The sequence below is a fragment of the Mycobacterium parmense genome (genome assembly GCF_010730575.1).
In the GTDB taxonomy this organism is placed as follows: domain Bacteria; phylum Actinomycetota; class Actinomycetes; order Mycobacteriales; family Mycobacteriaceae; genus Mycobacterium; species Mycobacterium parmense.
In genome coordinates this window covers 1,534,634-1,548,661 of record NZ_AP022614.1, presented here as the reverse complement: position 1 = coordinate 1,548,661, position 14,028 = coordinate 1,534,634, and the positions used below count along the sequence as shown (strand labels likewise).

Genomic DNA, 14,028 nt, shown 5'->3' with positions numbered 1-14,028 from the left:
AGCAACACCAATGAAGGCGCAACGCAGGTTCGGGTTGTCTTTGTCGTGGCCGCGGGTGACCGCCGTGTTCGTGGCCGTCATCGTCATCATGACGGTGGCCAGTCATTGCCCGGAGTCCTGGCAGGGCACCTATCGCATCGCGTTCTGGGTGGGTGTCGGCCTTTCGGTGGTGGTCGCGCTGCTGTCGTTGGTCACCCACCACGGGGTGACGCTGACGTCCGGGCTGGCGACGTGGCTCTGGGACTGGTCGGCCGACCCGGGCAGCGCGCTGGCCACCGGTTGCACACCCGCGCACGACCACCAGCGGCGGTTCGGCCGCGACACGGTGGGCGTGCGGGAGCACGACGGCCTGCTGCTCTCCGCGATCGCCGTCGACGACGGTGAGGACGAGGCCGCGGCGGCACGGCACCGCCACCGGTCGGCGCCGGCCAGCCTGCTGGTGCAGGCGGTCGCCGAGGGGCTGCAGCAGTTCGACATCCACCTCGACGGCATCGACATCGTGTCGGTGAAGGTGCGCCGGGGAGGCAACGCAGCCGAGCTGTCCAAGCTCGACGACTGGGGGCCCGAAGAGTGGGACCTGATGAGCGACGAGCCCACCTCCTACGTTCGCCGCACCTGGCTGGTGCTGCGGATGAACCCGCAGCACAACGTGGCCGCCGTCGCGTCGCGCGATTCACTGGCCTCGACGTTGGTGGCGGCCACCGAGCGGCTGGCGCACGATCTGGACGGCCAGGCGTGCTCGGCGCGTCCGCTGACCGCCGAGCAGCTCGCCGAGATCGACAGCGCCGTGCTGGCCGATCTGGAACCCACCTGGAGCCGGCCCGGATGGCGCTATCTCAAGCACTTCAACGGGTTCGCGACCAGCTTCTGGCTGACGCCGACCGACATCACCACCGAAGCGCTGGACGAGCTGTGGCAGGCGGAGACCCGTGCCACCGTGCTCACGCTGCGGCTGACCGCCGAGGACGGCGTGCCCAAGATCTCGGGCTGGGTGCGCTACCACAGCGAGAGTCGCCTGCCCCGGGACGTGGCGGCGGGACTCAACCGGCTCACCGGGCGTCAGCTGGCCGCCGTGCGCGCCAGCCTGCCCGCCCCGACGCATCGCCCGCTGCTGGTCGTGCCCAGCCGCACGCTGCACCATGACGACGATCTGACGTTGTTCGTAGGCCACCTGCAGGAGAGCTCGGCGGGCGCGCCCGTAGCGCAATGACGCGGTCTCAGTCCACGGCCGAAGGCGCCCGCAACGCGATGGTCGCGGGCCTGCTGGCATCCGGGATCTCCGTCAACGGCTTGCAGCCCAGCCACAATTCGCAGGTTGCCGCCCAGATGTTCACCACGGCGACAAACCTGGATCCCGATATGTGCGACGCCTGGCTGGCGCGCGTGCTGGCGGGGGAGCAGAGCATCGAAGTGCTCTCCGGCGCGTGGGCCTCGGTGCGCACGTTCGGCTGGGAGACGCGCCGGCTCGGGGTCACCGAGCTGGTGTTCCGTCCCGAGGTGTCCGACGGGCTGTTCCTGAAGCTGGCCGTCACCAGCGTGGAGTCCCTGGCGTGTGCGTACGCCGCCGTCCTCGCCGAAGCGAAGCGCTTCGAAGAGGCGTCGAAGCTGCTCGACGGCGTCGAACCGCGCCAGCCCTTCGAGGAGGAGCTGGTCAGCTACGTGCGCGGACTGCTGTACTTCCGCACCGGGCGATGGCCCGACGTGCTCAACCAGTTCCCGGAGGGCAAGGTTTGGCGTCAGCCCGAGCTCAAGGCGGCCGGCGCGGCGATGGCGACGACGGCGCTGGCGTCGCTGGGTGTGTTCGAGGAGGCTTTCCGCCGGGGTCAGGACGCGGTGGAGGGCGATCGCGTCCCGGGCGCGGCCAACATCGCGCTGTACACCCAGGGCATGTGCCTGCGGCACGTGGGCCGCGAGGAGGAAGCCATCGAGCTTCTGCGCAAGGTGTACTCGCGGGACCCGAAGTTCACCCCGGCCCGCGAGGCGCTGGACAACCCGAACTACCGGCTGGTGCTGACCGACCCGGAGACGATCGAAGCCCGCACCGACCCGTGGGACCCCGACAGCGCGCCGACCCGGGCCCAGACCGAAGCCGCCCGGCACGCCGAGGAGGCGGCGAGGTACCTGGCCGAAGGCGATGCCGAGCTCAACGCCATGCTCGGCATGGAGCGGGCCAAGCGCGAGATCAAGCTCATCAAGTCGACGACCAAGGTGAACCTGGCTCGCGCCAAGATGGGCCTGCCGGTGCCCGTCACCTCGCGCCACACGCTGCTGCTGGGGCCGCCGGGAACCGGAAAGACCTCGGTCGCAAGGGCTTTCAGTAAGCAGCTGTGCGGCCTGACCGTCCTGCGAAAGCCGGTGGTGGTCGAGACCAGCCGCACCAAGCTGCTCGGCCGGTACATGGCGGACGCCGAGAAGAACACCGAGGAGTTGTTCGAAGGGGCGCTCGGCGGGGCGGTTTTCTTCGACGAGATGCACACCCTGCACGAGAAGGGCTATCAGCAGGGCGACCCCTACGGCAACGCCATCATCAACACGATGCTGCTCTACATGGAGAACCACCGCGACGAGCTGGTGGTGTTCGGGGCGGGCTACGCCAAAGCGATGGAAAAGATGCTCGACGTGAACCAGGGTCTGCGGCGGCGCTTCTCGACCGTGATCGAGTTCTTCAGCTACACCCCCGACGAATTGGTGGCGCTGACCCGGCTCATGGGCCAGGAGAACGAAGACGTCATCACCGACGCGGACGCCCACGCGTTGTTGCCGTCCTACACCAAGTTCTACCTGGACGAAACCCTCTCGGAGGACGGGGATCTGATCCGCGGCATCGACACGCTCGGCAACGCCGGGTTCGTGCGCAACGTGGTCGAGAAGGCGCGCGACCACCGGAGCTTCCGTCTGGACGACGAGGACCTGGACGCGGTGCTTTCCAGCGAGCTCAACGACTTCAGCGAGGATCAGCTGCTCCGGTTCAGAAGGTTGACCGGCGAAGACCTCCTGGAAGGCCTGAGCGCCGCAGTGGCCGAGAAGAAGACCACGTAGCCGTCGGACGCGGCGGCCGACCTCGCATGCGTCGGCATGCGCGGTTCCCGCAAAGAATGCGGGTCGCCGGATAGCCCACCGCGAGTCGCGTTGATCCGTGCAACGCCTGGTGTCACGATGACCCGGAATGCACTCGTCAGGCGAAGCACCTTGCGTTAAACGGGCCGTTCATGTCGCGCGGTGGCACCCGTCTGACGCCGCGCTGCCTGGCGCGAAGCGCCGGAAACGGCCGCGGCCGGCAAACGGGCCCGGACTCCGGCAGGAGGTGGGCGGACTGGGCCGACAGGCAATTGCTGTGCGTAATCCATGACCGTTTCTCCGATCCGGTCGCGGCGCCCTGGTGCGGCCGTTGCGGACGGCCCGCCGCCGGGGACCTGACCAGACGCCGGGCAGCCCAGGTGCACGCCGATCCGCGGCGCCTCGACACCACGACAGCGGCCAAAATCCCAGACCGGGTCGGACCATCCCACAGGGAGATCCGATGTCAATTGTGCCGCAATCGAATTCGTCACCGGCTGGGTCAGGCCGCGATGAATCGCCAACGAGGGGGTGCTGACCGTGGACTACGGCGCCCTACCACCCGAGATCAATTCCACCCGCATGTATTCCGGTCCCGGCTCGGCGCCGATGCTGGCCGCCGCGGCGGCTTGGGACGGGCTGGCCGCCGAGCTGTACTCCACGTCGTCGACCTACCAAACGGTGGTCTCGGGCCTGGTCGGCGAAGGCTGGCTGGGGCCGGCGTCGGCCTCGATGGCGGCGGCCGTCGCGCCCTACGTGGTGTGGTTGACCGGCGCCGGGGCGCAGGCCGGGCAGTCCGCGGCTCAGGCCACGGCGGCGGCAGGCGCCTACGAGGCGGCGTACTCCATGACCGTGCCCCCGGCCGTCGTCGCGTCGAACCGGGCCCAGCTCGCCACGCTGATCGCCACCAACTTCCTGGGACTGAACACCCCGGCGATCGCGGCCACCGAGGCGCAGTACGGCGAGATGTGGGCCCAGGACGCGGCCGCGATGTATGCCTACGCGGCCAGTTCGGCGGTGGCCGCGGTCCTCAAACCGTTCAGCCAGCCGCCGCAGACGGCAAACCCGGCCGCGCAGGCGGCCCAGGCCGGGGCCGTCGCCCAGGCCACCGGCCCGGCCGCGGTCAGCGGCGCGCAGACGACGCTGTCGGAGTTGACGTCGGCCGTCCCGGCGGCGCTGCAATCCCTTGCGGCGCCGCTGAGTACGAATCCCGTCTGGCAGTTCCTGAACTCCAATTTCTTCAACGGGTTGAGCTCGGCCGGATACGTGAACCCCGCGATCATCACCCCCGCGGTCACCAGCGGGTTGTCGGACCTCAACTCGCTGCAGACCCCCGGATTGGTGCCCCCCGTCGCACCGCCCGGCGGCTTCAGCATCCCGTCGTTCGCGAGCCTGAACACACCCGCGTTCTCGAACCTGGTGTCGGCCAACGGCGCCGCGGGATACTCGGGCTTCGGCGGGGTTACATCAACGATGGCCCGTGCCACCCTGGTGGGGAGATTGTCTGTGCCGCAAGCCTGGACGACGGCAGCTCAGGTGGCGAACCCGGCGGGCGTGACATTCGCGGGGGGTGGCTGGACCAACGCGGTGGGCCCGGGCGCCGGTGCTGCGCAGGCGGTCCCGGCCGGCGTGCCCGGCATGCCGGGCATGCCGGCGGCCGCGTCGGGCCACGGGTTCGGCCACGGGCCGCGCTATGGCTTCCGCGTGAACGTGATGCCCCGGCCGCCGGCGGCCGGGTAGCTACATCCGCGAAAATCGCCGCGTGCAGCTGATTTCGGGGGTAGCCTGTTGCGAGTCGATGGCAAGTAGGCTTGACTCGCCTTGATCTTGGTGTCACCATAGCCAAAGCAAGCACCTCGCTAGGTGAGGCGTCTGCACGGATATAGGCCACTGACCTCGAACGTCGAAAGACGCCCAGGGTCAGGACAGCTCTTCCCGGCTTAAGGGTTGAGCCCAAGTGGCTTCCGGTCCTACCGGATACGCCGTGTGGTGCCAAAGCTCTGACGAGAGGGGTGCCGTGCCCGGGCGTTCGATCCGGGCGCTCCTCCCTATGTGCATTCGATGGCATCCCCGTATGCCTTGGCCGTGAGGAGGTGAGAGCGAGATGAGTCCCGACGATGGTCCGTATTCCAGATCGACGACCATTTCGTTGCGATCCGGCCCCGGCCGTAATGGCATCTGAATCGGTTTGACCCACCGATAGACAACCGCGCGTTTGCTTTTCGCGTGCGTGTTCAAACTTGCGGCAGCATCGTGGATTTCGTGGCCTCGACTTCCTGCTGCCGCGGAACCTGTTGATCCCCAACACATTCACCGCTGCGCTGCGCACGAGGTCGGTTCGTGTGCGCCCACCGAACCATAAAAAGCCCGACTCATCCGAGAAGGAGGCAGGCAATGTTGGACTTCGCAATGCTGCCACCTGAAATCAATTCCGGCCGCATCTACTCCGGTGCAGGTTCGGCGCCGATGCTGGCCGCCGCTTCGGCGTGGAACGGGCTTGCCGCGGAGCTGCGTTCGGCCGCGCTGTCCTACCACTCGGTGCTCTCGGCGTTGACCGGCGAGGAGTGGCACGGGCCGGCCGCGGCATCGATGGCGGCGGCGGCCACTCCCTACGTGGCGTGGATGAGCATCGCCGCCGCGCAGGCCGAGCAGACCGCGAGCCAGGCCGAGGCCGCCGCCGCGGCCTACGAGGCCGCATTCGCCGCCACGGTGCCGCCGCCGTTGATCGCGGCCAACCGCGCTCAGCTGGCAACGCTGATCGCCACGAACATTCTGGGGCAGAACACTCCGGCGATCGCGGCCACCGAGGCCCAGTACGCCGAGATGTGGGCCCAGGACGCGGCGGCCATGTACGGCTACGCCGCCTCCTCGGCGGTGGCGAGCCAACTGACGCCGTTCACCGAGCCGCGGCAGGCGACCACCGCCGGCGCGACGACGGCGCAGGCGGCCGCGGTCAGCCAGGCCGTCGCGACGCCGGCCGGGACGCAGCAGGGGGCGCTGTCGGAGTTGATGTCGGCACTGCCCACCGCGCTGCAGGGCCTGGCGTCGCCGACGTCGGCGACCTCGCCCGCCTCGGGGCTGTCCGGGGTTGTCGACCTGCTGACCGGATCAAGCTCGGGATCGACTGCGCTGGACAACTTCTGGAGCACCTGGGGACCGGACGCCAACATCTGGAACACGGTCTTCTCGTCGGGGTTCTACATGCCGAGCAACACGATGGCCCCCTTCCTGGGCCTGCTCGGGGCCCAGGCCGCCGGCAACGCGGCCGGCGACGCGGCAGGGCAGGCGGCCACCAGCGCGCTCGGTGACGCGGTGGCGGGACCCATCGGCGGGCTCGGCAGCGCGGTCTCGGCCGGGCTGGGCCACGCGTCGATCATCGGCCCGTTGTCCGTGCCGCCGAGCTGGACCGCGCCGGCACCGCTGGCCGGCCCGCTGGCTTCCACGCTGGGAGGCACCCCGATGGTGCCGCCCCCGGCGATGGCGGCCGGGCTGCCGGGGATGCCGTTCGGCAACGTGGCCGCCCAGCCGTACGGACGGGCCATGCCGCAGTATGGCTTTCGCCCCTCCTTCGTGGCGCGCCCGCCGGCGGCCGGATAGCGGGGGCCGGGCCGCGGAGTTCGCGCAGCCAAGCGAACCACGCTGCCCGCGCTGTCGACTCCGCATTTGCGGAAGCCAGGGCGGTCGGCGCAGGTTGACCAGGGTGCGACGCAAGTTCTGCCCAGCCACACGGGCTGCGCAAAAAGCCTATCTGTGTCGCTGTGCGCGAACCGCAGGGCAGGGCTCACAGTAAACCCCCAGTAGCTAATCAGCCCCGTGGCAGTTTAACTCCCTTAACCTTCTTGGTGAATTCTAGGAGAACTGTTATGCAAGTAACTAGGAGTCTCGCGGGTCGTGTGTTCGCGGCGCCCCTTTGCCTGCGGGTGGCTTCGCTGGGTGGCCGGCATGGGGCTCCCGTCCGCGACGCGTCGACCGCCGGCGATGTGACGGGCGGCGCGAGCGATACCGGCGCCGGGGGCCGACGGTGTCGTCGCCGCGAGCTGGGCGTGGCCGCATCCGCCGGTCGAAGACAACCGGGAGAAAACGCCCTCAGGTGTGAATCGCGGCACTCCGCTGCGGCCCGGCATTAGTCGTTCATCGCAATTACGAATTCTTTGCCACCAGCGAAATAGGGGGTTTGACAGATTCGAATAGTTTCGCAATAAAATAGGCACTCCAGGCATTGTGATGCTGTCGGCGATTTAGCCGCTGGCTCATTTAGCGTTGTGAGAAACTCGCACGGTTCTAGCTATAGTTCCGTGGATTATTCATGGGCGGAATCGTTCAGAATGCACAGGTCAGCGTGCTTTTTGGATGTTTCAGCCCTGGAAGTTCTCACACCGCGCGGAGGTGCTGTGACATTTACTTTTTACTTTAAGTTACTCAGCGGGAACCTCAGGTGAATACGGTCCGGTGACTGCTGCCGCTATATTTGCAGCGGAGCGTGGTTCGGAGTAAGACGGGCGACACTGCTGAACGTTTTGAGCGAAGGAAGTACGGGTCGATTGGATTTCAAGCACATGGATTCCAAGGCGCTTTTGATGGGTTTGGTAAGAGGTGCGGCGTGGTCGCGTACGGGGGTCGCATGCCGTGCATACCATGACGCCCACCCGAGGGACCGGAGGGTTTAATGTTCGATTTCGGTGCGCTACCGCCGGAGATCAATTCGGGCCGGATGTACGTCGGCGCCGGGTCGGGACCCCTGCTGGCCGCCGCGGCGGCCTGGGACGACCTCGCCTCGGAGCTGCAATCCGCCGGCGCGTCGTACAACTCGACGCTGGCGAGCCTGACGGCAGGACCGTGGACGGGTCCGTCATCGATAGCCATGGCGGCCGCCGCCGCACCCTACGTCGCGTGGATCAACTCGACCGGAGCGCAGGCCGAGCTGGCGGGCACGCAGGCCAAGCTTGCCGCGGCGGCGTACGAGACCGCCTTCGCCGCGACGGTGCCCCCGCCGGTGATCGCCGCCAACCGGGCTCTGCTGATGGCGCTCATCGCCACCAACTTCCTGGGCCAGAACACGCCGGCAATCGCGGCCACCGAGGCCCAGTACGCCGAGATGTGGGCCCAGGACGCTGCGGCCATGTACGCCTACGCAAGTTCCTCCTCCGTGGCGACCCAGCTGCAGACGTTCGTGGAGCCGCCGCAGACGACGAGCAACACGACCGCCCAGGCCGCGGCGGCCACCCAGGCCGCCAACACTCCCGCCGCGTCCGTCGGTTCCGAGGTGTCGCAGTTCCTGAACTACGTGCCGACATTCCTGCAGAATCTGGGATCGACCCTCGTGTCACCGACGGCACCGACGGCGACGACCGGGAACCTGCTTTCGGGGCTCAATCTGCCGCAGTTGGTGAACCTGTCCGCGCTGCCCCCGGGACTGAACGCCGACCTGACCGCCTGGAACAACATCATCTCGGTCACCGCCAGCGGGCCCTACTCCCTGCAGGGCCTCACCTCCATAGCGGGTGGCCCGTTCCTGTCGTTCGGGCAGGTGTACTCGTATGCCCAGAACGGGCAGGGCCTTGCCGCCTTCGGCGCGGTGAAGCCCATCACCGGCGCCCTGGCGCCGTTGACCAGCGGTGCCGCGGTGAACCTGAGTTCTGCTGTCGGGGGCGTGCCGGTATCGGGAGCGATGGGTAAGGCGGCGCTGGTCGGCAGCATGTCGGTGCCGCAGGGCTGGACCGAGGCCGCTCCGGCGATCCGGACGCTCGCCCAGGTGCTGCCCGCCAACCTGGCCGCCGCTCCGGCGGCCTCGCTCGCTGGCGAGGGCGGCGTTTTCAGTCAGATGGCCCTGTCGAGCCTGGCCGGACGTGCGGTGGGCGCCGCCACGTTCCAGTCCGCGAGCAGCGGCAGCGCAGCGGCCAGTGCACTCGGTGGGGTGCTCGAGGCCGACCCCGCCGCCGCCACCATCATCGTGATCCCGGTGCTGGAGGACTGACGGCGATGACCAACGAATCCTTCACCCAGGCGCGACCGATCAGGCAAGGGGTCTAGACATGTTTTACGGAGCATTCCCGCCGGAGTTCAATTCGGGCCGCATGTACTCCGGCCCCGGATCGGGGTCGATGCGCGCTGCCGCCGCGGCCTGGGAGGGCCTGGCCAGCGAGTTGCAATCGACCGTGGCCTCGTACTCGGCGGTGATCGACGGCCTGACCAACGGGGTGTGGACCGGCCCGTCGTCGGCGAACATGGCCGCGGCGGTCACGCCCTATCTCGCGTGGATGCAGGGCACCGCCGCGCAGGCCTCGCAGGCCGCGGCCCAGGCGACGGAGGCGGCCACCGCCTACGAGACGGCGTTCGCCGCGCACGTGCCACCCGAGGAGATCGCCGCGAACCGCGCCCAATTGGCCCAACTGGTGGCCACCAACGTATTCGGGCAGAACACCGCCGCGATCGCGGCGACCGAGGTCCAGTACGCCGAAATGTGGGCTCAGGACGCGCTGGCGATGGACACCTACGCCGGCTCGTCCGCGGCCGCGACGAACGTCACACCCTTCACCGAAGCACCGCAGATCACCAGCCTCGGCGCCGCGGGCACTCAGGCGGCCGCGGTGACGTCAGCCGCCGCCACGCCGATCGGGACGGCCTCTTCGCTCCTGACCGAGGCCCTGAACCCGCTGACGGCGGGCAACCCGATCCTGTCGGCCCTGTCGAACCTTGCCACCGACTACACCGACACCCTCAACGGCCTGGTCAACTCCCTGTTCGGGGCGACCGGCTCGAGCACCTACAGCCTGCTGTACAACGCGATCAAGGGCCCGGTCGGCTTCACGACAGGGTTCAACGACATCGGGTTGCTGATCAACCTGCCCGCGTCGCAGTTCCTGAAGTTCGCCCCGAAAGGGGCGCTGGGCGCGATTCCCAGGGAAGCATTGGGCGCCGGCCTCGGGGCGGCGCACTGGGGGCGCGGCACGCTGTTCAACGCCGTGTCGGGCAGCATGGGCAACGCGGGCACCTTGGTCGGGAAGCTCTCGGTGCCGCCCAGCTGGGCGTCGGCGACGCCGGCCATCCGGACGGTCGCTGCCGCGTTGTCCGCAGCCGGGCCCGACGCGGTGCCGGCGGCGGCGCTCGGCCAGGGCGGCTTGCTCAGCTCGATGTCGCTCGCGGGGATGCTCGGCAGTGCCATGGGCGCCGGGGGTCCCGACGCGCTCAATCGTGTGGGTGTCCGCGGGCGCATCCCGAAGATGAAGGAGCTCAAGGACGCCCATTCGCCGGAGAAGCTCAAGCGTCTGGTGGCCCAGATTTCGGAGAAGCCCGAAAGCGTGCAACACCACAACACCGACCAGGAGAACCTCGACGCGCTCCTTGAACAGCTCTCGAAGAAGCCCGGTATCCACGCGGTGCACCTGAAGAAGAAGAAATCGCAGGTGGTGCCGTCGGAAGTGCAGTTAGGATAGGTGAAGATGAAACGGCTCCTAGCGCTCATTGGCATCTTGGCCGCGGTCGGCTGTGCCGCGCCGGCGTACGCCGACCCCCCGCCACCGCCGGACGGTGACGACGCGGGCTTCATCGCCGCCCTGAACACGGCCCACATCAGCTACACCAACCCGGGCGCGGCCGTCGCCTCCGCGAAGGCGGTCTGCACGTGCCTGAACAACGGCGAATCCGGCCTGGAGCTGGTGCACGACGTGAAGACCCACAATCCCGGCTTCGATATGGAAAACGCATCGAACTTCGCGATGATCTCGGCGAAATTCTATTGCCCGCAACAGCTCTCCAAGTCCTAGACGTTTCGTTCGGAGTCTGACGGGCGACGGGCGGGCCAACGCCGCCCGGCTGGGCGGTGTTGGCCACGTGGCTGCTCTGCGACGGGTTTGAGCGCGATCCACCTGCTGTTCACCTGGACGTGGTTAGCTCCCGCACCGGCGCCGAGCCGAGGCGGGTGACAACGTCATCGTCGTTCCCGCCGATTGCCGCCGCGACCGTCCGGGGAGGGGAGTTGTTGTCATGCAGGCGTTGACCGTGGCCGACTTCGCCCTCCGACTGGCCGTCGGTGTGGGTTGCGGGGCGCTCATCGGACTCGAACGGCAGTGGCGCGCGCGCAGAGCCGGCCTTCGCACCAACGCGCTGGTGGCCGCGGGTGCCACGTTGTTCGTGCTGTACGCCGCCGCCACCGAGGACACCAGTCCGACGCGGGTCGCCTCGTATGTGGTGTCGGGCATCGGCTTCCTGGGCGGTGGGGTGATCCTGCGGGAAGGGGTCAACGTCCGCGGCCTCAACACCGCCGCCACGCTGTGGTGTTCCGCGGCGATCGGCGTACTCGCCGCCTCGGGGCACCTGGTGTTCGCGCTGATCGGCACCGGGACGGTCATCGGCATTCACCTGTTCGGGCGGCCGCTGGGCAGGCTGATCGATCACGACAACAGCGGCGAGGACGACGAAAGCCTCCAGCCCTTCCTGGTGCAGGTGGTATGCCGCCCCAAATCGGAGACGTACGTCCGCGCCCAGATCGTGCAGCACGCGAGCAACAACGACATGACCCTGCGCGGCATCCACACCGGCCAGCGCGGCGACGACGAGGTCACGCTGACCGCGCACGTGCTGATGGACGGTCATACGCCGGCCAAGCTCGAGCGGCTGGTGGCCGAACTTTCCCTGCAGCCCGGGGTTCGGGCCGTGCAGTGGTACGCCGGTGACAAGGCGCAGGCGGACGACCGGGGTTAGGGGCGGCCCTGCACCTCGGCCGCGGCCGCGGCCAGCAGGTCGGCGCGCTCACCGGTCCGGGGCGGGTAGATCCGCCGGGTATTGATCGTCTGCTTGGTCGCCTTGGCCCGCGCGCCGCGGGCGGCCACGGTCCGGTCCCACCCCTCGGTGTACACCGCTCCCGCGGCGCCCAGGTCGAGAACCGTGACGTACCAAGGGATCCGGAGAGCCAACATCGGTTCGCCACACAGGTCGCCGATGACGTTGTATCCGGCGTAGCGGCCCATCGGGCGGCCGTGTTGGCATGACATCACCGACAGGTGGTCGTCGTCCACGCGCGCCGCGGCAACGTCACCCGCGGCGAACACGCCGGGCACCCCGATGACCCGCAGGTAATCGTCGACCGCCACCCGGCCCAGCCGGTCGCGCGGAACGCTCAGCTGCCCGGTCAGCGAGCTGGCCCGCATCCCGGCGCACCACACCAGCGTCGCGGCGTCGATGGTCTCGCCGGAGGACAGCGATACGCCGCGCTCACCGACCGCGGTGACGCCGACCCCCGTCCTGATCTCCACGCCGTTGTCCGCCAGGGCGCGTTCGATCACCGGGCGCGCCGAGGCCCCCATATCGGAGCCGACGTGGTTGTGGTCGACCAGAACCACCCGCGGCGCGGCGACGCGCCGTGCGAACAGCCGCCGCAGCCGCTCGGGCATCTCGCACGCCGTCTCGATGCCGGTCAGCCCGGCCCCGACCACGACGACGGTCGCCGCCGCCGCCGCGGGCGGGCCCTCGGCGAGCCGTCGCAGATGCGCGCCCAGCGCCACGGCGCCGTCGTAGGTGTCGACGTCGAAGCCGAACTCACGCAGCCCCACGACCGGCGGTTTGACCACGTGACTGCCCGACGCCAGGACGAGCCGGTCGTAACGATGGGTGGCACCGTCGGAGCAGGCGACGGACCGGGCGCCGGCGTCGATGGCCGTCACCTGCGCGGTGATGTGCCCGACGCCTACGGGGTCGAGCAACTCGCCGAGCGGGATTCGGCAGTCGCCCAGGTCGCTCTCGTAGTTGCGGACCCGGATGTCGTGGAAGGGCTGGGCGCTCAACACGGTGACGCCGACCGCGTCCACCGGGACGGCGAGCTCCGCGAGCCGGCGAGCGGCCCCGAGCGCCGCCCACAGGCCCGCGAAGCCCGAGCCGATCACCAGCACAGTCCTCAATGTGTGAACACCTCGCGTCTCGGCGGCACACGGAGCGAGTCGTACTCTTGTGCCCGTGGGTGCCTTATCGGGTCTGGTGACCGCGCTGCCGCCGCAGCTGCGCGACCCGGTCTTGTTCGCCATTCCCTTCTTCGTGTTGTTGTTGATTCTCGAATGGACGGCGGCGCGCAAGCTGGAAAGCATCGTAGGGGACTCGCGGCCCGGGTCCGGCGCTTACCTGACGCGCGATTCGCTGGCGAGCATCTCGATGGGCCTGGTGTCGGTGGGCACCACGGCCGGCTGGAAGACGCTCGCGCTGCTCGGCTACGCCGCGATTTACGCCTACCTCGCCCCGTGGCATCTGTCGGCCGGCCGGTGGTACACCTGGGTGATCGCGATCGTCGGCGTCGACCTGCTGTATTACGTCTACCATCGCATGGCGCACCGGGTCCGCCTCATCTGGGCGACGCACCAGGCTCACCACTCCAGCGAATACTTCAACTTTGCCACCGCGCTGCGCCAGAAGTGGAACAACAGCGGCGAGATCGTCATGTGGATTCCGTTGCCGCTGTTGGGCATTCCTCCATGGCTGGTCTTCTTCAGCTTCTCGGTGAGCCTCATCTACCAGTTCTGGGTGCACACCGAGCGGATCGACAAGCTGTGGCGCCCATTCGAATTCGTCTTCAATACCCCGTCGCATCACCGGGTGCACCACGGGATGGACGCGATTTATCTCGACAAGAACTACGGCGGCATCCTGATCATCTGGGACCGGCTGTTCGGCAGCTTTCAGCCCGAACTGTTCCGTCCCCATTACGGACTGACCAAACGGGTGGACACGTTCAACATCTGGAAGCTGCAGACGCACGAATACGTGGCGATCGCGTGCGACTGGCGCGCGGCGAATCGCCTGCGTGACCGGCTCGGTTACGTGTTCGGGCCGCCCGGCTGGGCGCCGCGGATACCTGCCGCGGCCGGCGCGGCGGTGGCGCCGGCCACATCACGGTAACGTCACGGTCCCGTTTCGCGATTATCTCTGCGTGGAGGGGGGGTTAAGCCGTAGCCTGACCCTTCAGTCGGTTCTTTTCTGGCCCTGAAG

General features: G+C 68.5%; 10 protein-coding genes and 1 riboswitch. Of the genes, 9 read left to right on the top strand and 1 reads right to left on the bottom strand.

Going from position 1 to position 14,028, the window contains the following annotated elements; genetic code table 11:
• Positions 1–10: 10 nt before the first annotated feature.
• The 8 genes from eccE to G6N48_RS07045 all read left to right on the top strand — a co-directional run bounded on the left by eccE (position 11) and on the right by G6N48_RS07045 (position 11,757).
• Positions 11–1,210: a type VII secretion protein EccE gene (gene eccE / locus G6N48_RS07080; protein WP_085267460.1), complete on the top strand. Its 1,200-nt coding sequence runs from the start codon at positions 11–13 to the stop codon at positions 1,208–1,210.
• Complete coding sequence (gene eccA / locus G6N48_RS07075) at positions 1,207–3,039, top strand: type VII secretion AAA-ATPase EccA (protein WP_085267461.1); 1,833 nt, start codon at positions 1,207–1,209, stop codon at positions 3,037–3,039. The genes eccE and eccA overlap by 4 nt, the downstream gene beginning before the upstream one ends.
• A 558-nt stretch (positions 3,040–3,597) precedes the next feature.
• A complete protein-coding gene (locus G6N48_RS07070; protein ID WP_085267507.1) occupies positions 3,598–4,797 on the top strand; it encodes a PPE family protein in 1,200 nt (399 codons plus the stop codon).
• A 108-nt stretch (positions 4,798–4,905) separates the two neighbouring features.
• Positions 4,906–5,076, top strand: a riboswitch (M-box (ykoK) riboswitch).
• A 375-nt stretch (positions 5,077–5,451) separates the two neighbouring features.
• On the top strand, positions 5,452–6,654 hold the full coding sequence (locus tag G6N48_RS07065) for a PPE family protein (RefSeq protein WP_085267462.1): 1,203 nt from the start codon (positions 5,452–5,454) through the stop codon (positions 6,652–6,654).
• A gap of 1,069 nt (positions 6,655–7,723) precedes the next feature.
• The gene (locus tag G6N48_RS07060) at positions 7,724–9,031 is read left to right on the top strand and encodes a PPE family protein (protein WP_085267463.1); all 1,308 of its coding nucleotides are present in this window, start codon (positions 7,724–7,726) and stop codon (positions 9,029–9,031) included.
• Between the two features lie 58 nt (positions 9,032–9,089).
• The gene (locus G6N48_RS07055; protein ID WP_085267464.1) at positions 9,090–10,490 is read left to right on the top strand and encodes a PPE family protein; all 1,401 of its coding nucleotides are present in this window, start codon (positions 9,090–9,092) and stop codon (positions 10,488–10,490) included.
• Between the two features lie 6 nt (positions 10,491–10,496).
• Positions 10,497–10,820 carry a DUF732 domain-containing protein gene (locus tag G6N48_RS07050; protein ID WP_085267508.1) on the top strand — a complete coding sequence of 108 codons (324 nt, stop codon included), beginning with the start codon at positions 10,497–10,499 and terminating at the stop codon, positions 10,818–10,820.
• A gap of 220 nt (positions 10,821–11,040) precedes the next feature.
• Positions 11,041–11,757: an MgtC/SapB family protein gene (locus G6N48_RS07045; protein ID WP_085267465.1), complete on the top strand. Its 717-nt coding sequence runs from the start codon at positions 11,041–11,043 to the stop codon at positions 11,755–11,757.
• On the opposite strand, the gene G6N48_RS07040 is transcribed toward G6N48_RS07045, so the two are convergent.
• Positions 11,754–12,950: an NAD(P)/FAD-dependent oxidoreductase gene (locus G6N48_RS07040; RefSeq protein ID WP_139825602.1), complete on the bottom strand. Its 1,197-nt coding sequence runs from the start codon at positions 12,948–12,950 to the stop codon at positions 11,754–11,756. The genes G6N48_RS07045 and G6N48_RS07040 overlap by 4 nt on opposite strands.
• A gap of 55 nt (positions 12,951–13,005) precedes the next feature.
• Between G6N48_RS07040 and G6N48_RS07035 the strand changes: the two genes are divergently transcribed.
• A complete protein-coding gene (locus tag G6N48_RS07035; protein WP_085267510.1) occupies positions 13,006–13,938 on the top strand; it encodes a sterol desaturase family protein in 933 nt (310 codons plus the stop codon).
• The last annotated feature ends 90 nt before the right edge of the window (positions 13,939–14,028 follow it).

Excerpts from the sequence above, each read along its gene's own strand:
- eccE (WP_085267460.1), top strand. The coding sequence starts at position 11 with ATGAAGGCGCAACGCAGGTTCGGGTTGTCTTTGTCGTGGCCGCGGGTG.
- eccA (WP_085267461.1), top strand. The coding sequence starts at position 1,207 with ATGACGCGGTCTCAGTCCACGGCCGAAGGCGCCCGCAACGCGATGGTC.
- G6N48_RS07065 (WP_085267462.1), top strand. The coding sequence starts at position 5,452 with ATGTTGGACTTCGCAATGCTGCCACCTGAAATCAATTCCGGCCGCATC.
- G6N48_RS07060 (WP_085267463.1), top strand. The coding sequence starts at position 7,724 with ATGTTCGATTTCGGTGCGCTACCGCCGGAGATCAATTCGGGCCGGATG.
- G6N48_RS07055 (WP_085267464.1), top strand. The coding sequence starts at position 9,090 with ATGTTTTACGGAGCATTCCCGCCGGAGTTCAATTCGGGCCGCATGTAC.
- G6N48_RS07050 (WP_085267508.1), top strand. The coding sequence starts at position 10,497 with ATGAAACGGCTCCTAGCGCTCATTGGCATCTTGGCCGCGGTCGGCTGT.
- G6N48_RS07045 (WP_085267465.1), top strand. The coding sequence starts at position 11,041 with ATGCAGGCGTTGACCGTGGCCGACTTCGCCCTCCGACTGGCCGTCGGT.